The sequence below is a fragment of the Sphingobacterium sp. MYb382 genome (assembly GCF_037572665.1).
Taxonomy (GTDB): Bacteria; Bacteroidota; Bacteroidia; order Sphingobacteriales; family Sphingobacteriaceae; genus Sphingobacterium.
On sequence record NZ_JBBGZT010000013.1, the window covers coordinates 1 to 23,732 of the forward strand.

Genomic DNA, 23,732 nt, shown 5'->3' on the forward strand with positions numbered 1-23,732 from the left:
CACCGTTACTGAAGCTCGTTTCGTCAATACTTAACTTTTCTGTTGTGTTCTCAGGGAAAACAGTCCAGTATTCTGCATGAGACTTTTGATTCCAATCATGAAAGTCACTAAGATGGTTTTTATAGTGCTCCTGGAGCTGTTTTCCATCTAACTGGAAGAAAAGACCTAATAGATGAGCACTAATGGGATAATTATCCAAATATCCCCTTTAAAAAAAGCCCGAACTCTGTAGTCATTCGAGCCCCTTCACGCACCAAGTTCCAATCTCTAGTAATGATTTTCCCATCAGCTAGAACTGTCCAACGTCGGCGTTTAATATGAAGTGTAACTTTCTGAGTGCGAATAGGAAAATCCTTAATTTCAGCGGATGGCATAAAACCTTTTGATTCTAATTTAGCATTTTCATAACCTGAAGGGGCTATGTTCTTTTCATCGAGATAAATATGAAGTTCGTTGTCTTTTGAGACAACATCCATGATATCAAAATATTCTAATAGCCCTTCGGGCATCAATAAAGTCAGAAGTTTACGTTCGGCGTCTTGCAAAGTATATCTATTTAAAACGCTAAACTAACAATAATTAAATTTACCCCCCAAGAATTCCGTATGATCCCTAAAAACAGGCTTTAAAAGCATTTAAACGCAAATTTATTTTGGAGGGAAGGAAATTAATTCTATCTTTGTGGCACGTCAAGCGAAAGTAGCTCAGTTGGTAGAGCACAACCTTGCCAAGGTTGGGGTCGCGAGTTCGAATCTCGTCTTTCGCTCAGTTGCCTAGGTGGTGGAACTGGTAGACACGCAGGACTTAAAATCCTGTTCCCGTTAAGGGAGTGCGGGTTCGATTCCCGCCCTAGGTACGGAATAAAAGCCTCATCGAAAGATGAGGCTTTTTCCATTTATAGGAGTTTTAGATTAAACTCCATCCATTGTATTTATTCACAGGAAGCGAGGGATTGAACTCCTCTTTTATCTACTTCCACCCACCTCCTAAGGAGCGATACAAATTTACGTAAGCATCGAGTTGCTTTTGCTCGAGCTCTACCAAGGCCAAATCGCTCGTCAAAGCATTGCTCTGCGCTGTGATAACCTCTAAGTAGGTGGCATAACCGCTACGGAACAATAAACTCGCATTACGCACAGCTAACTGTGAGTTAGCAACCCTCCTTTTGGCATAATCCAATTGCTGATCCTGTTTACTCACTGTAATAATTGCATTCGACACCTCATTGACGGCACTCAGCACCGTACGCTGAAAGCCTATTTCAGCCTGCTCACGGCGTAGCTTGGAAACTTCATAGTTAGTTTTCAAGGTTCTATTTTTAAATATGGGTGCCGACAGACTTCCCGTAACATTTCCCAATAGCGCACCCGGAATATTAAACCAGTTTTGTGGTAGCATGGAGTTTACCCCCAAGGCTCCACCTAGGGCCAAAGTTGGGTATCGCATGGCTTGATTAATGTTCATATCTGCATTGGCTGCGATAAGTGACAGCTCAGCGGTACGGATATCAGGTCTATTACGAACGATATCTAATGGAGCGCCTAAAGAAATACCTAAGTGTTCTTTGTTACCAAATATACCTTCGACATTCTTGCTACGTTCTACGGAATCTGGCAATCGTCCTGTTAATAGGCGTAAGGAGTTTTCTTGAATGAGAATCTGCTTTTCCAATTCAGGCACTAAAGATTCGGCCAATAAACGTTGGGATTCCGTTTGTTGAATAGCGAGGGCACTAATCTCACCCGATGTATACTGCAGCTTTATCATGTGCAGCGTACTATCATTCAAACGCACATTACGACGTGCTACTTCAATCTTAGCATCCAACATCAGGAGGTTGAAATAGCCAGTGGCAACATCCGATATCAGCTGGGTTTGAATAGCTTTACGTGCTTCATGCGTGCTTAGATATTGCGCACGCAGCTTGTCATTGTTATTGCCAATTTTCCCCCAAATATCAATCTCCCAGCTGAAGTTAAGCTGCGTACCAAACTGCGAAACATAGGAATACATGTTTTTGGGCGCCTCCTCTCCTTTTTTGTCATACCAACGCGTCGATGGCCCACTATTAAAATTAGCGGAGCGCCATTGCTTATTCATTGTTGCAATATCGGCACTCAGCGTTGGCAAGTAATTAGCTTTATTTTGCAGCAGTTGTCTATTGGCAATTTCAATATTGAGCAAAGCCGTCTTCACATCGTAATTAAGACGCAAGGCTGTATCGATAAGAGCGTTAAGCGTACTATCGTGAAAGAAGTCTCTCCATTTAATTTCGGCGATGCTCAAACTATCCGCAACGGGGCTCAATGTACTGTCTCCCCTAAAATGGTTGGGCATCTGCAAATCAGGCTGTTTATATTTCTGACCAACTTTACACGCTTGCATCAAGCATAATACACCGAGTATTCCAAAAAAATATAGCTGTCTGTTCGTTCTTTTCATACCTTAAACTTCCTCCTCTCTTAGTTTTTCTTTAATCTTCTCATCCAGTCCTTTAAACACAATAAATAATACAGGAATAATAAAAATACCGAATAGTACCCCGAATAGCATCCCGCCGGCAGCGGAGAAGCTGATAGAGTGGTTACCAATAGCTGAAGGCCCTACTGTCCACATCAAAGGGACTAAACCAGCGATAAAGGCTAGACTAGTCATTAGAATCGGGCGTAGACGCAAACGTGCACCATTGACCGCCGCATCGACAAGACTAGCTCCTTTTTGTCGCTCTTGCAAGGCAAACTCCACAATCAGGATAGCATTTTTAGCCAACAATCCGATTAGCATAATAAGTCCTACCTGCACATATATATTATTCTGCAATCCGACCAATGCGATGGTTAAAAACACACCCACCAATCCTACAGGTACAGATAATAAAATCGCCCATGGAAGGATATAGCTTTCGTATTGAGCAGCCAATAAGAAGTAGACGAACAAGATACTGAGCACGAATATCAATGCCGTCTGTGATCCCGACTGACTTTCCTCAAAGCTCATCCCCGTCCATTCAAAACCATAATTTCCGGGTAGTTTCTCTTCCGCATGGAGCTGAATAGCCTGCATAGCGTCGCCCGTGCTATACCCTTTTGCAGGAGTCACATTTATGGCAATCGCATTGTACAAATTGTAACGCGTGATGGTTTCAGGACCTACCGCTTTTTCTAAGGTCAGCACCGTATTGATCGGTACCATCTTGCCTTCATTGTTCCGTACAAAGATGGAGTTGAACGAGTCAGGATCCTTACGGAAGTCGAAATCCGACTGAACATACACCCGATACTGCCGGCCAAAGCGACTAAAATCCCCCGCTTGTACCCGTGCAAAGTAGGAACGAATGGTAGACATCAGCACATTAATGCTTAAGCCTAAGGACTTAGCTTTCACCACATCAATATTTACTTCATACTGCGGAAAATTAGCTTTGAAGGAGGTGTAAGCATTTTCTATTTCCGGAAGGCGATTAAGCTCGTTGATAAAGGTATCGGCAATGGTATTAAAGTCACGTATATCACCACCAAGACGATCTTGAAGCACCATTTCTATACCAGCAAAGTCACCAAATCCTTGTACGGTTGGGCGTGGAAACACGGTAAATCGTGCTTCATTGATCTGCCCTAGGTCCTTACGGATTGTATCCATAAAAACCTGTATATCTTTAATCTTTTTACGTTCCGCATGCGGATAGAGGTTGATATAGCCCGCAGCAAAAGCAGGGCTCGAGCCACCATCCAAAGCATTATACCCCGAAACCGTAGTCATCCCCATGATATCGGCTCTCCCTTTAAGAATACTATCTGCACGATGTAATACTTCGGTCGTTCTCGCCAGGGAAGCACCTGGAGGCATCGCTAAAGCATAGGTGACAAAGCCGTCATCTTCCGTAGTAATAAAACTCTTAGGCGATTTAACCATCAATAACACGCCGATAGCGGTTAAGACAATTAAACCCGTCCAAGCGTAGGCTTTACGTTGTATTAAAACACGCACAACCGAAATATATCGATCAGTTAGCCTATCAAACGAAGCATTGAAATGCGCAAAAAAGCGTTCTTTAAATCGTGTAAATCGATTCTTCTGGCTATCATCTTTACTGATTGTTGGTGCTTTTAGCAACAGCGCACAAAGGGCTGGACTCAGCGTCAAGGCATTGATAGCCGATATAAAGATGGCCGTAGCCAAGGTATAGGCAAACTGTCGATAAAATATCCCCGCAGGGCCTTCCATAAACCCTACAGGTAAGAATACCGCAGCCATAACCATGGTAATGGATAAAATTGCACCTGTAATTTCCGACATGGTAGATACGGTAGCCGCTTTGGCTTTCATTCCTGTTTCATGCATCTTTTGATGGATAGCCTCTACTACGACGATAGCATCATCGACCACAATACCGATGGCGAGTACCAGGGCAAACATGGTTAAGACATTCAGCGAGAAACCAAAGAGCTGTAGGAAGAAAAAGGTACCTACTAAGGATACAGGAATGGCGATGGCCGGAATGAGCGTAGACCTAAAGTCTTGTAAGAAAATAAAAACAATGATAAACACCAAAATAAAGGCCTCAAACAAGGTATGCTTCACCTGACTAATGGATTCATCAATCTGATCTCTTACCGAGTAGGTCACTTCATAATGAATACCTTTAGGAAACGTCTTAGCCTGTTCTTCCAAGACCTTCCGCACACCGATATCGATATCATGGGCGTTGGATCCACTTGTTTGCGTCAAGTTTAACGTAAGTCCTGGAAATCCATTCACTTTATTATCGCTACTCAAGTTGGTCGCACCAAATTCTACACGAGCAATATCGCGTAGGTACAATACAGAACCATCCTTATTGGTTTTGATAACTATATTTTGGAAAGCTTCGGGTTCGCTAAGGCGCCCCTTATGCTTGATTACCGTCTCAAAGGCTTCATCGGATGTTTCGCCAAACTTACCTGGGGCAATTTCGAAATTCTGATCCTTAATGGCATCAAGTACATCTTTGGGCACCAGATTATAAAGCGCCAGTTTTTCGGGGTTAAGCCATAAACGCATCGCATAATCCCTTGCTCCTAGCCTAGAGACCTGAGCCACCCCGTCTACACGCAGTAATGGGCGCATAAGATTGATTTGGGCATAGGCTTGTAAGAAGGTCTCATCATAAGCGCTATCCTTATGGTCTGAATAGAGGTTTATCGTCATGATAACCCCACTTTGTCGAGGCATAACGGTTACACCGGCTTCATTTACCTCTGCCGGAATCGAGCTTATCGCTTTAGATATACGCGTTTGTACGTTTACAGACGCAATCTCCGGATTGGTGCCTGTCTTAAAGAAAACCTGTACCGATCCAGAACCAGAGTTACTGGCCGACGATCTAATATAGGTCATGTTTTCGACTCCATTGATAGCTTCCTCTATCGGTAGTAAGACAGATTTAGCTACTGTTTCTGCCGTAGCTCCTGGATAACTCAACGATACAATCACGCTGGGTGGAGCAATTTCTGGAAACCTCGTTACGGGCAACATCTTAAGTCCTACTATACCTAACAACACCAATAATATGGATATCACAGTGGCTAGTACGGGCTTTTGTATAAAGGTTTTAAGCATATTTATTTACGGTTTGTGGACAATATAGTAGCCTGCCACGTCCTTTGGAACGCAGCAAAACTTTGAAAACAGCATTGTTTAATTAAATAGGATTGACAATAGAGCCGTCCGTGAGTTTATCGAAGCCAGTCGTTACAACACGATCGCCCTCTTCTAAACCTTCACCAACAATATAATTTGCCTGACTTTTTCCTATGATAAGGATATTTTTACGTTGTACTTTGTTGTTTTTATCAAGTGTGTATACAAATACACGATCTTGAAGCTCATTGGTTGCCACTTGAGGAACTTGGATAACATTCTTTTTTATCTCAGTCACCTTGAGTGTACCACTACTTCCGGAACGAAGTATATTATCTCTATTCTGGAAAGTAGCACGCAGCGAAATAGCTCCTGTTGTGCGGTCAACCTGACCATTTACAGCATCGACAATACCTTTCTTTGCGTAAGCCTCTCCATCGGCAAGGACAAGAGTAACCTCTGGAAAGGTAAGCTTATTATGTTGACTATAAACCTTGCCATCTAAGCTATCTTGCTTAGCTTGCGCCTTAGAGAAGTATAGGTAGTCCGATTCATTCATCGCGAAATAGACATAAACATCTTGAATATCGGATAGAAAGGTTAATGGTTCTTTATCAGCCTTACTCACTAAATTACCTATACGCTTAGGAAGACGACCGATATAGCCACTTACAGGCGCTGTAATAATGGTAAAATCTTTACTAATCTGTGCGCTACGTACCGCAGCAGCAGCTTGATCAAGGGTTGCTTTCGCTACTTGATAGTCCGACTCCGCCGATGCTAGACGTACACTGGATATAACATCATTCTCCACCAATGGTTTTAGACGGTCTATTTCCAACTTAGCATTCCTTAGCTTCGCTTTAGCCACTTGCTCCGTCGCTAGGGTATTATTTAGGCTTTCTTGATAAGTCGATGCATCGATTTTAAAGAGCTTCTGCCCTTTTTGTACATACGCACCCTCATCGACGTAAATCTCTTGCAACAAACCTTCAACCTGCGGACGTATCTCGACGTTTACTTTCCCTTCTATCGTACCAATATAATCTTTAACCGTTACGGCATCGTTTCGCGTCACTTTATATATAGGCAATGCTAAAGGCTTGGCCTTCGTATCCTGGTCTTTTGAGATACCAGAAGAACAATTTGAGAGTGCAAAAACGGTTAAAAATAGGACTGTTAATTGTAGGGCTTTTTGAATTCGCTTTTGTAATATGATCATAGTCTAATCTGTAATATGTAAACATCTTTTTGTAACACACCTGTTACAATCAACGCATTTATTACGACAGAAACGACCAATTATTGTGCCGTTATTGAAATTTTAAGGTTTTTTCACATTTGGCTTTTCATTCTCGGCGGCGCCGAATGAAGGAATTTTAACAAAAATAGAGGTCAATATTTTAAAAAAAAATGCTATCCGATTCTCCGCTTTCTTCTAACCAAAAAAGCATCTATGCTTAAAGGCCCTCCACCTATTGCCCAAGCGTTAAAAAGAAACAACAGGTATAAAACTTGTGGTAGATAGGCGAAATAGCTATACCATGTAAATGGGTCTAAACCTGTCGGTAGATGCTGAAGATCAAAGGTAAACAGGGCTACAAAGAGCACAATATTTAATACGAAAGCGCTGAAACGTGTGAAAAGCCCCACGGCGAGCAGTAATCCAAAAATAGCCTCATTAGCGGCTGCAAAATTAGCGGTGAACTGTGGATATGGGAAACCAATACTAGTAATGGTTTTAAGCATACTCGCTTGGAAGGTCGGGTTGAAAAGCTTATTAAACCCTGTAATTAAAAAAAATGCACCAATCGCTATGCGACTTACGGTGTAAGGGATAAGATTTGCTTTTGTTTCTAAGGCGAATAATTTCTTTAACATAGGATGTTGCTTAATATTTCTAATTTCAGCCAGTCTACCCTGACTTTGCAAAATCTATACCAAGGATAGTGTATGTTAAAGACAGAAAAAGGTAGCGTCAACATTATTCACCACCCATTCACCTGATTTATAACCGAGTAAATGAATAAATCACTATCTTAGTCTCAAGCAAGTTACAATGTTTCATAAGCCCTGAAATTGAAACTAAAATTAATGCTTTAACACACAACCAAACTTCAATTTTCCTTATTTGTAAAACGTAGTGATACATGAGGAAGCAAACAATAAATTTTAAAATGAAATATATTTTACTTCTTCTACTATCCCTTGCTGCCCTTTACAGTTCTTCAGCTGAAAAACAAGACTCCCTTGTACTATATAATACATCAACAAATAACTCACAATACTATAATTATCAAGACGGCTATGGTAACTTTGTATCCTTCGAATTGAAGCCTGCACGTAAGCATACGCTATATTTTGAGGGAAGCACCGTTATAAACTCCGCAGCATCGAGCAGCAAGGAAATGCAAATTTTATGTTTAGGATCTGATAATTTGTATTTACAAGACATAAAATTAAACAAAGTCAAGTCATCCTCCCACAAAAGTTACATTATTAATAAAACGCTTTTAGCAGATACCACTACCGACAATAAACACGACACCCATATTGATTATTATATAAAACAAAACCTAAATAATCAAGGTAAATTGGATGATCTTCCCCTCTTAAAAGAGTCTTTAGCTTATCTTGTAATATATAATCAACTTACAAGGCAAGAGCTTTTACATCTACAAGATAGAAATCTGGTTAATTCTTTTCAACCATTTTTAATGGATGAAAAGCCGAACGTACACAATGATCTTCATAATGCCACCCTTACTAAGTCTGCATTCTATGCCTATCAAAATAAGTCAGATCAGTCAATTAGTATTTTTAATTTCATTATTCAAAACTATCCTGAAAAATATCACGAAGTGTTACTTTTCAATGCACTAAAACGGTTAATAGTAAATCAAAAAGATAGTTTTAAGATTAACTACCCCTTGTTTAAAGGCCAGGTCAAAAGTGAACGCTATGCTAGCTATCTTTTTAATATGTATTCGAGCATAATCGTTCCAGAAAAAGATCTGTCTATGTTAATACGTTATAGTGACCTAAAACTAATATCATTGGATAGCCTTCGGTTTCTATACCCAGAGCAAAAACTTATCTATGATCTATCCGCTAGTTGGTGTGCTCCCTGCATCGATGGAATACCAAAACTTGTAGCACATAGTAAAAAAATGAACATTCAGTACATCATTCTTTCTATCGATTCCGATATTAATGCATGGAAACCCGTCATGGATGAGCATAAATTAAATCCTGCAAATAATTACTTCTTAGTCGGAGGTTCAAAATCTCCATTTGCGATAAAAAATAGCATAACCTCAATTCCTAGATGTTTACTAATAAATGAACTTGGAGAAATAGTTAATAGCAATTACCTGATCCATTGATGTCAAAGTCTTTACTACTTAATTCCTCAACTGATCAGACATTAGGTTGTCTTCTTTGATTTTGCTATCGATATGCTTGACACCAGTTTTAAGCTTTCCAAAACGATAATTAATAGAAACACCATAAAAGCGATACGGGAAGCGTCCCTCATTTGTTTGTCTTACGGCTAAGGTTTCATTCACAGTGCGCAGGTATTGGGTACTAGTGAAAGGATTAGTAACAGATGCTGTAACCCGGAGTTTCTTTTTCGGGAAATTGCGCGAAACATCAATAGAACTGCTATGGAAGAGGTTATTTTTCTGCTGCAAACCAATGCGCGGTAATGACAGGTTTAAAAAATAGCTCATACGCCAATCCTTCCGAAAAGTATAACTACCATTCGATAGTATTCCTCCTGTCCATCCTTCCCTTGTACGCATGCTACTGTCAACGATTCCTTGTAATACTTGATATACCCCACGTGTTGTTATAGCAATATTAACTTTCTTTTCAAAGAGAGGTATATTCGTGTAAAAGGAGGCTGTATGTTCGATAATTTTTCCTGTATTAACAAATGACCTTTCTAACACATCATTTTCTAAAGACCTAATAACTAACTGAACAGCATTGCCGGTATATTGATATTCATAACTGATGCGGTAGCTATTTTTTTTCAAGACTTGATAATTAGCGCCATATTTATAAGTCGTCGTCGGCTTTAATAGTGGATTTCCGACTTGTAGATTAAACGAGTTTTGTCTATCCACGAAGTTATTGAGCTGCAAAACATTCGGGCGAAGGACATTTTTCTCAAATGAAAAATTAAGACTCTTTTGTGTATTAACTTTATATTGGAACAAGAAAGTAGGCAACCAACTAAAGTAATTATTACGCTGGACAGTTAAGAGATTGTTGTCATCAATATAGGTTGTTGATATGCGCGTATGCTCTAGGCTCAAAGCTCCTTTTGCTGTCCATTTTTCTTCTCGAAAGCCAATCGCTCCATACCAAACGAAGTTTGTTTGTCGGTTTTCCGTAGAATCTAAGCTTAAATTTTGCCCATCGATGCTATATAAGGCTAAATTCCTATTCAAATCAACATGTGCTTTTATTCCGCTGTTAAAATTTAGATTAGGGATTATAGTAGGATGTGCATAGTCTAATTGTACTGCATGACGCAAAAATCGCATCATGTTGGATTGCTCGATTGTTTTAACGAAATCACTACCATCAGATGCTATTGATGCGATATTATCTTGCTCGTAATTATTTTTAATAAACCGGTAGAAAAGCTCAATCTTCCGTTTTTTATCACTTTTAAAAAATAATTGATAATTTAGACGCATATCAATACTAGACTCCGGAAATTCCTCTTTATTAAATTGCATATACCCCAACGTGTCACGCTCGATAAAATTAAAAGTACGCATATCTTTATATTCCCGACCTCTTAGTTTTTGCCCATACACATCAATCGTAAGTGCCTGTTGATCTGAAAAATTATAACTAGCTGTACCCCCAAGCTTAATGGTTTTCATACCCCGATTTATTGACGTTTTTTGCGACAAAATGGATGCCCCATCAGCGAGCCCCTCTCTATCTAGCAAGCGATAAATTGTTGGTGAATCATTGTGCGAATAATTTGCAAAGACTGTAAATGACGCTTTTTTATATTTCCAATCCATAAGACCAGTTCCTTTATAATTTCCGGGAAGAGAAATCGATGTTGTTAAGGATCCCTCATAGCCTGTTCTTCCCTCCTTTTTCAATACTATATTAATAGCACTATCAAAACCTTGATTCTGATACTGTTCAGGAATAAAGGAAATTACCTCTACATTATGAATCCGATCTGCAGGAATACTTTCAAGGTAAAGGACAGGATTTAGTTCTGCCACCACGTTACGTTTACCATTCAATAGAACTAAAACCGATGAACGTCCAGATATTCTAAGTTTATTGTCACCAATGTGCAGTAAAGGCACTTTATTTAAGAATTGAGCAGCAGATACACCAGCAACATCTGCATCAAGATGAACCTCATAAATTAAACGGTCAACCTCCTGCTTTACAGGCAACTTCCCCACGACTGAAATTTCATCGATCTGTTTACTCAAAGTATGTAAACTGATGGTTAATTGTGTAGAAATACCATCGTAAATAAAACTATCCTTTTGAAATCCTACAGCAGAAAATACAAGCTTCGCCCCCTTTGTTACAAGAATATCGAAATAGCCATCTGCATTTGCATAAGCTTCTTTGACCTTACCTTCTTCATGTATAGTAATATTTGTATAAGGCACGGACTGTTTTGTTGAATAACTGATTACATTACCTTTCACCACTTTTGCTTCCTCCTGCCCAAAACAATAGGAAATACATTGTGAAAACGATAAGAGTATGAAACAGGTTAAAATCGTTTTTTTACGCATGTTAGGTTATCTTAATAAAGTACAGAAATTAAGAATTACCTATTTGCCTAGGATTCTTATTCTTTAAAAAAAAGTCGAATAAATCGATATGTAGATAATTCAAGTAACATAAGCCTAAAAATTTCTGTTCAAGATGGGAATAATAAAAAGCGTATGGAGTTGTTACACCCCAAATATCTAAAGCTAAAGAATCCACTATAAACACTTTATTTCCAGAAAACTCCTTAAAATCAGATAAAAACTCTTGTACGGATGGATAATTAGTTAAAATACTGACATTTATTATTGAATTCTTATTAAGAACAGAAAAAGCTTGTCTTACACAATCATTACAGTCAGCCTTATTAATTCTTAAATATAATATGGTATCCTTCTCGAATTTACTTTGCTTCATTGGTAAATCATGAAATAGCAAAACTGATTTTTCTAAACCAATATAGGTCCCTTTAATATTATTTTTAGTTACTGCAATCAAAGCTTGATCTTGTTCTAATAATTCATTATTCTCTAAAGTTTTGATTTTAACAAGCTCTCTAAGTTCTTGTATTTTTTCAAATTGAAAGAGTAATAGCAATAAACCAATGCCTACAAGAACGTACTTTAAAACCAACATATACTTCTTCATTTCAAACTTTAGTTATTTGTAAATATTTTACTTATATCATATTTTATGATTGGATTATTCTTGTCTGATTCTATGTAGGACAATAAAAACAATTCATTTGTAGATTCATTGACGACGAATTCACCAACTTTCATTCTATCTAGTTTGGCAGCAAATTTTAACTCACCATCCCATGAGAATACGTGTAACTCAATATTTCCTTTGTTATCATTATATCTTTTCTGAGTTGAATTAACACATAATAGGTATAAATATTCTTTAGTAGCGAAAGAAGCATTGTAAAATATAGGCATCTCTTCTACAGTCAGAATATTGGCTTTGTACTCAAAATTTCCAGAACCTACAAATTGGCTTTTTTTAAAAACCTCTCCTTTTATATTCATGAATTCCAAACTTTTAAAAAATTTGAATCCAGCACCTAATATTTTTTTATCTTCATTAAAACTCAAGTATGAATAATTAATATAAGGAAGATCACTTATTAATATATTTGTACTATTATGGGGGGAATTTTCAAATGAAATCCATTCAATTTCAGAAGGTGTTTTACTTTTATGATAAAAGTACCTACCCGCAGATTTTTCCCTTCCCAAATAAGCTCCAAAATAGATCGTTCTGTTTAAATCCAAACTGAAATATCTATAGAATCTATTTACTAATTTCATTGGGATAAAATCCGTACTATTAATTACAAACATAGCAACCTGACTATCAGATTTAGTTTCAACAAATGTGTATAGAATGTTATTGGAAAAGTCAACAATCTCAAACATTAAATCCCCATTATTTCTATAAAACCTATTGAAGTAAAATGGATTTTTAATATCTAAAGTATCTTTATATTCAAATACGAGTTCGGAATTATATGCATCATAAATTTGAAACCTTGATTTATCATATTTATTAATAAGAACTAAGAATGTATCGACTAAACCAAGTGAAACGGGACTTTTTAATGAATCCATCTTTACCCCTTCTCCTTGTAATAGAGGTTGATATGTAATATAATCCTCTTTTATTATCTTGACTACAGGAGACCTATAGCAAGAAATCATAGTAACAATTAAAACATAACCTATAAGTCCTCTTTTTTTCAGCATAACAATTAAAAGAAGAAGGTTTCAAACACTTTTTTAAAAGACTGGGCATCTAGCGATTCACTGATATGAGCAATTTTATTGGTTGGTCCTAAGAAAAAAATCTTTCGATCAACTTTGTATAAATTATTGTAAAAAACAAAGTTGTAATCTGGATCTAAATAAAACAATATCTTTAAATCTGGATTTTCAAGTACATAACGCTTAAATAATGCAGTTTCACCTCCTTGAACAATACAAAGCACTGAAGGAAAAGCTTGTTCTTTTGAAAGATACCTTAATTGAAATTCCTTCCAATTATCTAATCTATGGACACATTCTGAACAATTAGCGTCTACTATAAAAAGAACTTTTTTATTCACTAAGTTGTCAAACCCCTGAAATGAATCACGTTTAACTAACTCTTTATAATCAATTTCTTTATCCGCGTAACTTCTTAAATACATATTTTCGATTTCCACTCTATCGAAACAAGCATGTAGGCAAAAAAAACTAATTGATAAAATTACATGTTGAAAAATGCTTTTATACTTCATAACCCCTGATTACTTAGTCCTGAAAATAGACACGACTCTCTTACGCCAAATACTATCTGTAAGAAAGTCGTGTTAATTATCCTTTAATTATCACATTGCCCTGGATCACGTAAATTGGAACCTCTTGCAGAAGAGCATTCTCTACAGTTAGTAAAATTAGTGCTACCATCTTCATAAGTTGAGTAGCATGTAAAGACACCGCCATCCATATCATCGATATCATTGGAAGCAAAAAGGCTAAAAGAACAAAACATCATTACCGTGATTACGGCAAATGATAAAATTAGATTGCATACTTTTTTCATAATTAATAGTGTTTTAGTTAATAAATATTTCTTTTTTCGCAGACCTTAATTGGTTTACTCTAATATCTACAAAAAACTAAAGCACAAAAACCAATAAAAGACACAAAACCAACATATTAAGACATTACTAATACTATCCTAATCAAGTATTTAAGGTGACAACTGAAAAAAGGAATTATTATATTCGTTAATCAACGAAACGATAGGTTCGTGACCAACAGCACGCTAAATATAAAAGATATAGAAAAAGCGCTACGCGAAAATGAAATACAGAAATTCGAAGATAGCTTACCGATATCTCGCAAATCCTTTGACCATTTATTTGACTACCTAGATAAACAACTCGGCGAAGAAATTTGCGCAAATACGCTCATCGTGACGAAAACCTTTTTAGTAGAACATGAAATTCCAAATATCGACCAAGTAGTAAGTTGGTTGAATAACTAAGGAGGCTATTGTGATTGTGAGGTCCTTTTTAATGTCGAAGAAAAGATTGAGAATTGAATTAAACAGATTTTTCAACACCAATATTAGCCCACTATTATTAAGTCTTGATTAACAAATATTTTGGCACAGCTTATGCATGGTAGAATTTACTATATTCGTACTATAAAGCATTGCCCCATGAGAATAGCTAAAATTCACAAATTAACCTTAGCTCTTGCAATCACCTTTTTTACCTGCTGCAGTTTTGCACAGGAAGCCCTTAGCTATGGTCGTTTCGGAAAACTAACCATCTACCAACCTCCCATTGCAGCAAACAATCTTGTTCTCTTTGTATCGGGCGATGGTGGCTGGGAATATGGTGTGGTGAACATGGCGCGCTTTCTAGCCGAGCAAGGTGCCTTGGTAGTCGGCATCGATTCCAAGCAATACCGAGCGAACTTAGCTCATCAAAAAACAGGATGCCTATATCCTGCGGCAGATTTCGAGCAACTGAGCATGATGCTACAAAAGAAGTATCATTTCACGGACTACCACAAGCCCATTTTAGCGGGTTACTCCTATGGGGCAACCTTAATATATGCGATGCTAGCACAAGCGCCAGCAGGCACCTTCCGTGGCGGCATCTCCTTAGGCTTTGCGCCCGATATTGAGCTTCCAGCCTCTTTATGTGCAGGAAGTGGCTTAACCTACCATACCGTGAAAGGTAAGAAAGGATATTTCATGAACCCTGTTGCGGAGCTTCCAGCACCGTTGATTGCGCTAAACGGTATGATTGACCAGTCGAGTGACTATAAGACGGCTTTGAGCTTCTTCAAAGGCATGAAGCAGGCACAGCTGGTGAGTTTACCAAAAGTAGGTCACGGTTTTTCCATTGCCGACAATTGGCTACCTCAGTTTAAAATTGCCTATGACGAGCTTAAAACTCCTGTAGACCACCTTGAGACAGGCCACCACCTACCACCAACGGTACAGACAACGATGCCGATAAAGGTATATCCAGCACAAAATCCAGACAGCCACAAGCTACTTTTTATGATTTCGGGCGATGGCGGATGGACAAGTTTTGACCAAGGGCTAGCCACGGCCTTCACCAAGAAAGATGTGACGGTTATCGGTCTTGATGCGCAGAAATACTTCTGGAAGGAGAAAAAGCCAGAAGAAGCAGCCAATGCGATCAACCAAATCTTAGCACATTTCATCAAGAATGACCCATCTGTTTCAATTTCGTTGATGGGCTTTTCATTCGGTGCTTGTGTTCTTCCTTTTATACACAACAAACTGCCGGCTAGCACCAAGAGCGCAGTAAAAGATTTAATCCTACTATCCCCTGATAAGAAGGGTGATTTCGAAATCCATGTTGCCGACATGCTTAGCTTCGGTAGCCGAGATCAGCCTTACGACGTGATAGCTGAGCTAAAACGTACTACAGGCTTGAAAAAGCTTTGCATTTTTGGAGATACCGAAGATAAAGAGCTCACACAAACCTTTAAACAATCAGGCACACAAGTAGAAGTATTACCTGGAGGACACCATTACAACAACGACTACAACGCACTTGTTCATACGATATTAAACACCCAATAGGCAATATGATACCTCATTTAAAAGCTAATAACTACTACTTCAAAGAGATTCTAGGTTTTCTATTCTTATTACTTGCTATTTATTTCTTACGCAAGCAGCACGGTGAAATACAGCAGGCTCGTGTCGTGCTGCGCGACGCCAATCTGATATATGTAGGCATAGGCTTGCTACTCACCATTGCCTATATACTCCTACAGGCGTATATGTACATCTTTGCTTTCCGCAGTGTCCATAGTAGCGTCACATTGGGAGAAGCGACACGCCTATTCCTAAAAAGAAACCTCGTGAGCGTATTCCTCCCCGGAGGAGGCATCACCTCCCTTGTGTTTTTCTCTGAGGAGATTGAGCGTAAAGGAGTCAGCAAAAGCAAGATTGGCTTTGCTTCTTATATATTTGGTGTAGCTGGTTTTGCCTCCTTAGCTTTGGTAGCGGTTCCTGTTATCATCTACTTAGCACTAGTCAAAGGAGCTTCAGCCGACACGTGGACAGCCTTGCTCAGCATTTCAGTCCTTGTAGGGCTGCTCATCATCGCTATGCGTTCCTTTTTAAAGCGCGGATGGGTATATCGTATGCTTTACCGCATAAGTCCGCAGGTAGAACCATTAGCGGAAGAAATCAGCGCCGGGAAGTTTTCACTGCCTAAGATGCTACTCACCCTTTTAGCCTCCATAGGCGTTGAGGTTTGTGGTATCGCCCATTTATATATCGCGATGTTAGCATTAGGCGTTGAGCCTAGTTTGGAAGTAAGTGCCGCAGGATATATTACAGCGACTTTATTTTTCGCTATCTCTCCTTTTTTAAGGGGTTTAGGCGCGGTAGAGCTATCTTTAGTTTACGTCCTGCAATCCTACGGTATTGCCAAGGTAGATGCTTTTTCTGTGACGATTTTATACCGCGTTTTCGAATTCTGGTTACCACTAGTTGCGGGCATAGGCGCCTTCTTCTTTATGCGAGGAAATATTATTTTACGCTTTCTACCGGGTGTACTGCTCGCCGTATTAGGTGTGGTCAACATCATGTCTGTACTTACACCGCCATTGGTGTCACGCCTTCATTTCATCGAGCGACTCCTCCCCTTAGATTTGATACACTTCTCAAATATTGCCGTGTTACTCACCGGGATATTATTAGTATGCTGTGCAGCCTTTTTAATCCGCGGACTACGGAATGCATGGTGGATTGCTATTCTTTTGAGTAGTCTATCCCTATTCGGGAATATGTTTAAAGGCTTCGACTATGAAGAAGCAATTTTAGCCTTCGTTACGTTGTTAGTGCTTTTGTACACGCGCAGCAACTACCGTATCAAAGGAGATATACGTCTACAGACCTTTGGTACGCGAACAGCTATCTATGTGCTGCTGGCCGTGCTCGTCTATGGAATCATAGGCTTTTACTTCTTGGACAAACGTGAATTTGGTGTAGACTTCTCTTTATCGGCATCCATCAAAAGCACGGTACGGAGTTTTGCTTTGCTCGACCCTGATCCGGAGCCCCATACCAAATTTGCTAGAGGCTTTATCAGCTCTATCAACGTGCTGGGAGGCCTTTCTATGGCGTTATTGGTTTATGTATTTATAAAGCCTTTGGTATTCCATGGTAAGCCCGAAGAGGAAGATCGCGAAAGAGCCTTGGAGCTATTAACGAAATATGGCCGTTCGGCCGATGACTACTTTAAGGTATATCCAGATAAAGCCTATTTCTTTGGTGAGTCTACCGACGGATTTATAGCTTATAAAACGGCACAAGGTTTTGCTGTAGCTTTAGGAGAACCTGTTTGTAGCGACGATGAAGAAGCCATCAATGGCATGTTGAAGGAATTCGAAGCGTTCTGCCTAAATAATGGCTTAAAAACAGCTTACTATAAAATAGCGGAAGACCGCCTTTCCTACTTCCAGGAGCTCGGTAAGAAAGCGATGCCACTAGGTGAAGAAGCCATTGTCGACCTATCCACCTTTACGCTTGAAGGAAAAGACCGTAAGTCATTACGTAATGCGCTGAATGCGTTGAACAAAAAAGGATTTAAAACCGTCTGCCACCCGGCACCAATCAAAGATGGACTATTGCAGAAGCTAAAGCATGTTTCTGACGACTGGTTGCAATCTATGGACCGTAAGGAAATACTCTTTTCCTCTGGGATGTTTAATTGGGAAGAGCTCAAGCAGCAAACGATTATAACGGTAGAGAACGACGACGAAAAGATTGTCGGATTCTTGAATATCATTCCCGACTATGCGCCACATGAAGGAAGCTACGATTTAATACGTAAGCCCGCAGATGCCCCATCAGGCACTATGGATGCCTTAATTATTGCGCTGATGGATGAATTGCGCAACCAAGATAAAACAAGCTTAAACATGGGTTTAGCGGCGATGGCAGGCATCGACCGTCCGAGTGGTTTCCCGGAGTGGACCATGAAATTTGCCTATGAACGTCTGCGTCAATTTAGACATTACCAAGGGCTATTTGAGTTTAAGGATAAGTTCAATCCAGACTGGCAAACGAAATATCTAATCTATGAAAACCATTATGATTTAGCTTCGTTACCGCTGGTTTTATCAAAAATCATGAAAGTCTAATTTATAAACAATTAAGAAAGCTTATTAAAGAATAACTAAAGCTTGATAAGCTTTCCTTTACGCTTTTTGCTAGCGGCTACAGCATCCATAAAACGGCATATTTCTAGAGTTTGCGCCGCGTCAAAAGGAACAATATTCGTCTCAAAAAACTGTACAATGGCGGCTAGTAAATTGGTGTAGCCTTGAAATTTCTGTAGGTTAATAAGCTTCTCTTCGGTGAAAACAACGCCTCCAAAATCAGCAGCACCTGTCGTTATCGCGCGCAAGGAGGCCTGCCGACCATCTTTCCAGGTGGCGACAATAAGCTCGTCCGTAGGCGAAGATTGGCATTGCACCTGCAAGCAGCCTGTTCCCATGAGTGCATAGAGCATCTCGACACCATGAATGCCATACCAATAGAGTAAACTATGACTAGGCTCCGTTGTAGCGGGCGTATAGAGGTCTACCCCACGAACCAAGGACGTATCAAGTGCTTGAATATCCGTTTGAAAACGTAAAGAGCTGCTACTAAAGAAAGGCGTAGCATGGCGTTTTGCCAAGGCAAAGACCTGCTCTGCTTGCGAATAGGACGCCGCAATGGGCTTATCTATAAACACCGGTTTTCCAGCCTTCATCACCTCTTCCACTTGTGCGAGCCGTGTATTTCCATCGTTCGTGAGCACCATAACATAATCTACAGTAGCAAGAAGCTCAGCAATCGAGGTGACAATTTTCACATCACAGCGCTCGACCTCTTCCTGGAACTTAGCGATACGTGCTTTGTTGGCAGCAATTGGTGTTTCCACATATGGAAAAGCAGCTACCACCTGATAACCGAGGTAAATGTCCGTATCACGCTGCGCATAGAGTGTCTTCGTGAAAGCTGCAGCATGCGAACTATCGAGGCCCACAATACCGATACGTCGTCCTTTAGTGGTGGACGCCAATAAAGAGGACGCCGACAGCGCTAAGATTCCCAAGGGTACACTTGTTCGTATAAATTGACGTCTATCCATCATTAATTATATGGTTACGGTATCTTTAGCTAACAAATCAAATACACCATTCAATAGGCTGCGCATCGCTATTGTAAAAGCATCTTCATCCACACGGAAAGTTGACGTATGTAAACCAGAAACACAATTTTTAGCTTCATTGTAAATACCTACAAGGTAGAAAAGCGAAGGGAAACGTTGCGAATAATAGGCAAAATCTTCTGCCGCCATCCATAGTGTTGTACGTTCGATACTATCCGGCCCTTCCGCATTGGCGACGACCGTGATAAAACGTTCCGCAAGCTGCTCATTATTGTGCAGAAATGGATAACCACGACGCACTTCTAACGCAACTTCGGCTCCAAAAATAGCCGGAATCCCTTGTATCGTATCTTCAATGCGCGTAAGCGCCTTTTGTCGCCAAGCCTCGTCTACGGTACGAAAAGTGCCCGCAATAGAAACTTCATCGGGAATAACATTGGCTGCTCCATTTGCAATAACGCGACCAAAACTAAGTACAGATGGCACTTTAGGGTCTGCATAACGACTAACCACTTGTTGTAGCGTCGTCAAAAGCTGCGCGGTAATCATCACGGGGTCGATACCCAACTGCGGCTCGGCCGCATGCCCACCTTTACCTTTTATTTGAATATAAAATTCATCACTCGAGGCCATAAACTTACCCGGACAAACAGCGAGCTTTCCACTTGGTATTTTGGGGCTTACATGCAGGCCTAGCACGGCTTCTATACGGTCAAGATAAGGAATTAAAACAGGGTCGGCCAAGACCGTCAACGCTCCGCCGGGTATTTTTTCCTCCGCCGGCTGAAATAGAAAGAGCACCGTCCCCGCAAACTCCGCCTTTAGGTCATGTAAAATTCTACATACACCAAGCAGATTCGCCGTATGGAAATCATGCCCACAGGCATGCATGATGCCTTCTTTTGTGGAGGAGAAAGGCAAATCGCTCTGCTCCTGTATCGGTAGCGCATCGATATCCGCCCGTAGGGCGATACAGGTAGCGCTCTCCCCTTTGGTACCTTTAAGCACGACCAAAACACCCGTTCCAGCCATCGGCTGAGAAGAAATGCCCCAGTCCTTTAAGGTATCTTGAATAAAACGGGCCGTCTCATATTCATGAAAGGATAGCTCGGGGTGGGCATGCAAATGCCGACGTAGATTAACGACTTCTTCAAAGGCCTGCGCCACCAACTGATTTATCTGTTCTTTTAGCATCACTAGAAATATCTTACATAAAAGTACAAAACCATTGCCGTAATTAAGACCCAATACAAGGTTGGATTTTTCCATCCACGGTATTGCTTACGTTCCCCTTCGGGAAGCTTTAGACTTTCTTTATCCCAAATAAGGCCCTCCAGTTGCCCTGCAGTAGCAGGCTTGGTCAGTAAGCTAACCACAAAACAAGCAAGCATACAGGTCCAAAACACAATACCTGTTCGGTTGAAGAAAGGCATCTCTGGGAAGACAAATTCAAGAAGGATAGATAGCGGAATAGTGATTAAACCAGCCGTCAAAGCCCCTTTGGCTGTTGTACGTTTCCAAAAGATTCCCATTAAGAACATTGTTGCAATCCCCGGTGTAAACAAGCCGTATAGGTTCATAAGGTATAAAAAAACCGGTTTATCGGAATAGCCGATTAATAAGATAGAGCTTAAAATCCCTACTGTGATAATAAACACGCCAGACCATTTACCGAAACGTATAGCCTGTTTATCTGTAGCATTTTTATTGATATGTTCCTGATAGATATCCACCGTTAAGATGGTTGTACAGGAGTTTATCGCCCCTGATATATGCGACATAATCGCTGATATTAAACCCGCCATTACCAAACCCACTAAGCCTTTCGGCAATAAGGTTTCTACCAAAGTAGCGAATAATAAATCGGGCTTATCGAGATGCGGGATAAAAACAGGAGCGACTAAAGCAGGAATGGTAATAATTAAAGGAACCAAAAACTTCAGAAAGTCACCAAAAATTACGCCCATGCGTCCATGCCATTCATTTTTTGCGGCCAATACACGCTGTACAATAAACTGATTTGTAGCACAGTAAAAGACGCTAATACAAAGCAGTCCACCAAGATACATCGTCCAAGGAAAATCAGGATCGGATGCTGGGTAAAACATTTGCCAATTTTTGGATGACTCAACGACAGACTCAAAGCCGCCTGCTGCCTTTACGGTGGCGAATGTCAATACGATACCGCCCATTACTAAAACGACAAGCTGCACCATTTCCGTCCATATCACGGCTTTAAGTCCGCCAAGAACGGTATAAATACCCGTTATGATAGCCAATCCGATGATACTATACAAGATAGGCACACCGAACAGAGCATGTAATGAAAGTGCCCCCAGAAACAATACGGCACCGATTTCTACAAATACGTAGGTCAGCAAGATGAGCACAGCATAGAGCGCCCGTGTGGCTCCCCCGAAACGACGCTGCAAATATTCAGGAATGGTATAGAAACCATTACGCAGGTAAAAGGGCAAAAACACCCATAGCAAGGCGTTAAAGCCTATCAAGATGGCGCCCCACTCGAGCGTAATAGCGACAAAACCACGGCTGTAGGCTGCGCCCATCGCACCCACAAGATGGTGACTACTGATGTTGGCCGCAATAATACTGCCCCCAATCATCCACCAAGGCAATTTATCGCCCGCTAGGAAATAATCCCTTTTGGAGCGTGCTCCTTTTCGTGCGGCATACAAACCGAGGAAGACTATCCCTAGGATGTAAACCACGAAAATCGCTATATCAATAAGTTCGAGTTTCATAAGTACAGTGTTTAGCGATTAGCGCTATGCTGGTTTCAGTCAATTTCTCTAATGCGCCTGCTGCAAAAGGAGTTTGCCAAACGGCATACATATCATTTTCATACAAGGCGGCAGGCGGTAGATAGCCCACATAGCCATTGGCAATGTTGACCACCATGATAATGGTATTTGGAAAAGCTTTACGCAATTCCAGTTGGAAATCGGAATAAGTTTCATTAGGCTGCGCCACAAGAATGGCTTCCCCCATTTGCCAGATCCATAGCGGAAGTTTCGCCTCCTGCTGGTCGCCAATCACCAAACGCGTGTTAAGCTTTCGCCATAGGCGATCTTTCAGCACGCGGTCTGTCGCGGCAGCATGCTCCTGCTCGATAAGCGCTACCGAAGGCAGCTGCTTGTAGGGAACATCAACGGTAAAATCGCCCGTAAAAAGATGTTCAGCTACGGGAGTAGCTTGCTCCTTCCATAAAGCAAGCGGTGCACCAGAAGCTAGCGCCCCGCTAAAGGCCAAGTCTCGACCGGCATCCCGGAGGCCCTCCATAGCCGCCAATACGGCATAGCCAAGCTTACGACCATGACTATCCACAATACGTGGGTCGGCAACATACTGTTCCATGGGTGCTAAATCTCCAGAAGCCCCTTGCAGGAAAAGTGAAGGCACCGCCCATGCATCTTGAATAACTTCACGCATAGCACCGATAAAATCGGGCGATAGCAAGGTATTTTCATGCGCAAAAGTTGTTGGATGGCAGGCATAGTTCACGATAACAGCGAGGGCTATTCCTTCACGCGAGCGTAGTAAACCGACAACTAAGGTATCATCCGCGGCAGCGAAAGGGTCATAGCCTATTAAAAATTCCTCGTTGATTTGAAGATCCCGCTTTGTAGCTAGGTCACATCGTCCATACGTCCATACCAAGCAAGCCTGCATTCGATTAGCTTGCGCCTTATAAATAATAGCTTTGGCCGTTTCAAATAGAAAATCAAGGTATGGAGCAATAAATTCACCTCCGGGCTTATCAGCATCTTTTGAACAGATACTCGGTCCCGCATGGGTATGCGAAAGACAAAATAAAAGCTGGGAAGATTCCAAACCGAAGGTTTCTAAAAGACGCGTACGCAGGGAAAGCTCATCTTGACTGTTCTTCCACCAGCCGAGATCGGCTGTCAGCATGACCTGCATCAATTGGCCATCCTCGTTACAGGTAACGAGACCTTGCATCATCATCGGACGATGTAAGGCCTGCGCCTGATCAAAAGCCGCTGCCCCCCAATTGCGCGCATAAATAGCTAATGGAGGTGTAATATCCTGCTCTGCAACACCGTAATAGGCCTGCGAAGCTGCTTGATGGTTTACTAACATGGTCATA

Annotated in this window: 18 protein-coding genes, 2 tRNA genes and 1 pseudogene; 6 read left to right on the forward strand and 15 right to left on the reverse strand. The window is 40.6% G+C overall.

All coding sequences use genetic code 11. The features are described 5' to 3' along the window. Nucleotides 1–199: pseudogene (locus tag WH223_RS07425) on the reverse strand (ISAon1 family transposase); the annotation flags it as partial. Beyond that, the gene (locus WH223_RS07430) at nt 192–545 is read right to left on the reverse strand and encodes an ISAon1 family transposase N-terminal region protein (RefSeq protein WP_340046147.1); all 354 of its coding nucleotides are present in this window, start codon (nt 543–545) and stop codon (nt 192–194) included. The pseudogene WH223_RS07425 and the gene WH223_RS07430, both read right to left, overlap by 8 nt. Nucleotides 546–693: 148 nt before the next feature. Between WH223_RS07430 and WH223_RS07435 the strand changes: the two genes are divergently transcribed. Continuing rightward, nucleotides 694–766: transfer RNA gene (locus WH223_RS07435), tRNA-Gly, on the forward strand. A gap of 5 nt (nt 767–771) precedes the next feature. Further along, nucleotides 772–856, forward strand: a tRNA-Leu gene (locus WH223_RS07440). A 113-nt stretch (nt 857–969) separates the two neighbouring features. Here WH223_RS07440 and WH223_RS07445 read toward each other — a convergent pair. From WH223_RS07445 to WH223_RS07460, 4 genes are all read right to left on the reverse strand, one after another. Next, nucleotides 970–2,442 (reverse strand): efflux transporter outer membrane subunit, encoded by a 1,473-nt coding sequence (locus WH223_RS07445; RefSeq protein ID WP_340046915.1) that lies wholly within the window; start codon nt 2,440–2,442, stop codon nt 970–972. Nucleotides 2,443–2,445: 3 nt separating this feature from the next. Continuing rightward, nucleotides 2,446–5,598 carry an efflux RND transporter permease subunit gene (locus tag WH223_RS07450; RefSeq protein ID WP_340046917.1) on the reverse strand — a complete coding sequence of 1,051 codons (3,153 nt, stop codon included), beginning with the start codon at nt 5,596–5,598 and terminating at the stop codon, nt 2,446–2,448. 82 nt (nt 5,599–5,680) lie between these two features. Then, nucleotides 5,681–6,841: an efflux RND transporter periplasmic adaptor subunit gene (locus WH223_RS07455; protein WP_340046919.1), complete on the reverse strand. Its 1,161-nt coding sequence runs from the start codon at nt 6,839–6,841 to the stop codon at nt 5,681–5,683. Nucleotides 6,842–7,035: 194 nt separating this feature from the next. Further along, on the reverse strand, nt 7,036–7,500 hold the full coding sequence (locus tag WH223_RS07460) for a DoxX family protein (RefSeq protein WP_340046920.1): 465 nt from the start codon (nt 7,498–7,500) through the stop codon (nt 7,036–7,038). 269 nt (nt 7,501–7,769) lie between these two features. On the opposite strand from WH223_RS07460, the gene WH223_RS07465 reads away from it, so the two are divergent. Beyond that, complete coding sequence (locus WH223_RS07465; protein ID WP_340046921.1) at nt 7,770–9,005, forward strand: TlpA family protein disulfide reductase; 1,236 nt, start codon at nt 7,770–7,772, stop codon at nt 9,003–9,005. 18 nt (nt 9,006–9,023) lie between these two features. Here WH223_RS07465 and WH223_RS07470 read toward each other — a convergent pair whose 3' ends face one another. The 5 genes from WH223_RS07470 to WH223_RS07490 all read right to left on the reverse strand — a co-directional run bounded on the left by WH223_RS07470 (nt 9,024) and on the right by WH223_RS07490 (nt 13,980). Continuing rightward, nucleotides 9,024–11,417, reverse strand: a complete 2,394-nt coding sequence (locus WH223_RS07470) for an outer membrane beta-barrel family protein (RefSeq protein ID WP_340046922.1) — start codon at nt 11,415–11,417, stop codon at nt 9,024–9,026. Between the two features lie 28 nt (nt 11,418–11,445). After that, nucleotides 11,446–12,042 carry a hypothetical protein gene (locus tag WH223_RS07475; RefSeq protein ID WP_340046923.1) on the reverse strand — a complete coding sequence of 199 codons (597 nt, stop codon included), beginning with the start codon at nt 12,040–12,042 and terminating at the stop codon, nt 11,446–11,448. A gap of 8 nt (nt 12,043–12,050) precedes the next feature. After that, a complete protein-coding gene (locus WH223_RS07480; RefSeq protein ID WP_340046925.1) occupies nt 12,051–13,142 on the reverse strand; it encodes a hypothetical protein in 1,092 nt (363 codons plus the stop codon). A gap of 5 nt (nt 13,143–13,147) precedes the next feature. Beyond that, nucleotides 13,148–13,675 carry a hypothetical protein gene (locus tag WH223_RS07485; RefSeq protein WP_340046927.1) on the reverse strand — a complete coding sequence of 176 codons (528 nt, stop codon included), beginning with the start codon at nt 13,673–13,675 and terminating at the stop codon, nt 13,148–13,150. Between the two features lie 83 nt (nt 13,676–13,758). Then, nucleotides 13,759–13,980: a hypothetical protein gene (locus WH223_RS07490; protein WP_340046928.1), complete on the reverse strand. Its 222-nt coding sequence runs from the start codon at nt 13,978–13,980 to the stop codon at nt 13,759–13,761. 210 nt (nt 13,981–14,190) lie between these two features. Between WH223_RS07490 and WH223_RS07495 the strand changes: the two genes are divergently transcribed. From WH223_RS07495 to WH223_RS07505, 3 genes are all read left to right on the forward strand, one after another. Continuing rightward, entirely contained in the window at nt 14,191–14,427 is a 237-nt protein-coding gene (locus WH223_RS07495; RefSeq protein WP_340046930.1) for a hypothetical protein, read from the forward strand. Between the two features lie 177 nt (nt 14,428–14,604). After that, entirely contained in the window at nt 14,605–16,011 is a 1,407-nt protein-coding gene (locus tag WH223_RS07500) for an AcvB/VirJ family lysyl-phosphatidylglycerol hydrolase (RefSeq protein WP_340046931.1), read from the forward strand. A gap of 5 nt (nt 16,012–16,016) precedes the next feature. Continuing rightward, nucleotides 16,017–18,587 (forward strand): phosphatidylglycerol lysyltransferase domain-containing protein, encoded by a 2,571-nt coding sequence (locus WH223_RS07505; protein ID WP_340046932.1) that lies wholly within the window; start codon nt 16,017–16,019, stop codon nt 18,585–18,587. Between the two features lie 35 nt (nt 18,588–18,622). Here the strand turns inward: WH223_RS07505 and WH223_RS07510 are convergent, their stop codons facing one another. From WH223_RS07510 to WH223_RS07525, 4 genes are read right to left on the reverse strand one after another with little or no spacing between them, the layout of a single operon-like run. Then, the gene (locus tag WH223_RS07510; protein WP_340046933.1) at nt 18,623–19,585 is read right to left on the reverse strand and encodes a Gfo/Idh/MocA family protein; all 963 of its coding nucleotides are present in this window, start codon (nt 19,583–19,585) and stop codon (nt 18,623–18,625) included. 3 nt (nt 19,586–19,588) lie between these two features. Further along, the gene (locus WH223_RS07515) at nt 19,589–20,872 is read right to left on the reverse strand and encodes a M20 metallopeptidase family protein (protein ID WP_340046934.1); all 1,284 of its coding nucleotides are present in this window, start codon (nt 20,870–20,872) and stop codon (nt 19,589–19,591) included. Continuing rightward, nucleotides 20,800–22,365, reverse strand: coding sequence for an SLC5 family protein (locus WH223_RS07520; RefSeq protein WP_340046935.1), 1,566 nt, complete (start codon nt 22,363–22,365; stop codon nt 20,800–20,802). Before WH223_RS07520 ends, WH223_RS07515 begins: the two co-directional genes overlap by 73 nt. Then, nucleotides 22,346–23,731 (reverse strand): hypothetical protein, encoded by a 1,386-nt coding sequence (locus WH223_RS07525; protein ID WP_340046936.1) that lies wholly within the window; start codon nt 23,729–23,731, stop codon nt 22,346–22,348. The genes WH223_RS07520 and WH223_RS07525 overlap by 20 nt, the downstream gene beginning before the upstream one ends. Nucleotide 23,732: the final 1 nt, after the last annotated feature.

Excerpts from the sequence above, each read along its gene's own strand:
- WH223_RS07445 (WP_340046915.1), bottom strand. The coding sequence starts at position 2,442 with ATGAAAAGAACGAACAGACAGCTATATTTTTTTGGAATACTCGGTGTA.
- WH223_RS07450 (WP_340046917.1), bottom strand. The coding sequence starts at position 5,598 with ATGCTTAAAACCTTTATACAAAAGCCCGTACTAGCCACTGTGATATCC.
- WH223_RS07455 (WP_340046919.1), bottom strand. The coding sequence starts at position 6,841 with ATGATCATATTACAAAAGCGAATTCAAAAAGCCCTACAATTAACAGTC.
- WH223_RS07460 (WP_340046920.1), bottom strand. The coding sequence starts at position 7,500 with ATGTTAAAGAAATTATTCGCCTTAGAAACAAAAGCAAATCTTATCCCT.
- WH223_RS07465 (WP_340046921.1), top strand. The coding sequence starts at position 7,770 with ATGAGGAAGCAAACAATAAATTTTAAAATGAAATATATTTTACTTCTT.
- WH223_RS07470 (WP_340046922.1), bottom strand. The coding sequence starts at position 11,417 with ATGCGTAAAAAAACGATTTTAACCTGTTTCATACTCTTATCGTTTTCA.
- WH223_RS07475 (WP_340046923.1), bottom strand. The coding sequence starts at position 12,042 with ATGAAGAAGTATATGTTGGTTTTAAAGTACGTTCTTGTAGGCATTGGT.
- WH223_RS07480 (WP_340046925.1), bottom strand. The coding sequence starts at position 13,142 with ATGCTGAAAAAAAGAGGACTTATAGGTTATGTTTTAATTGTTACTATG.
- WH223_RS07485 (WP_340046927.1), bottom strand. The coding sequence starts at position 13,675 with ATGAAGTATAAAAGCATTTTTCAACATGTAATTTTATCAATTAGTTTT.
- WH223_RS07490 (WP_340046928.1), bottom strand. The coding sequence starts at position 13,980 with ATGAAAAAAGTATGCAATCTAATTTTATCATTTGCCGTAATCACGGTA.
- WH223_RS07500 (WP_340046931.1), top strand. The coding sequence starts at position 14,605 with ATGAGAATAGCTAAAATTCACAAATTAACCTTAGCTCTTGCAATCACC.
- WH223_RS07505 (WP_340046932.1), top strand. The coding sequence starts at position 16,017 with ATGATACCTCATTTAAAAGCTAATAACTACTACTTCAAAGAGATTCTA.
- WH223_RS07510 (WP_340046933.1), bottom strand. The coding sequence starts at position 19,585 with ATGATGGATAGACGTCAATTTATACGAACAAGTGTACCCTTGGGAATC.
- WH223_RS07515 (WP_340046934.1), bottom strand. The coding sequence starts at position 20,872 with ATGGAAAAATCCAACCTTGTATTGGGTCTTAATTACGGCAATGGTTTT.
- WH223_RS07520 (WP_340046935.1), bottom strand. The coding sequence starts at position 22,365 with ATGAAACTCGAACTTATTGATATAGCGATTTTCGTGGTTTACATCCTA.
- WH223_RS07525 (WP_340046936.1), bottom strand. The coding sequence starts at position 23,731 with ATGACCATGTTAGTAAACCATCAAGCAGCTTCGCAGGCCTATTACGGT.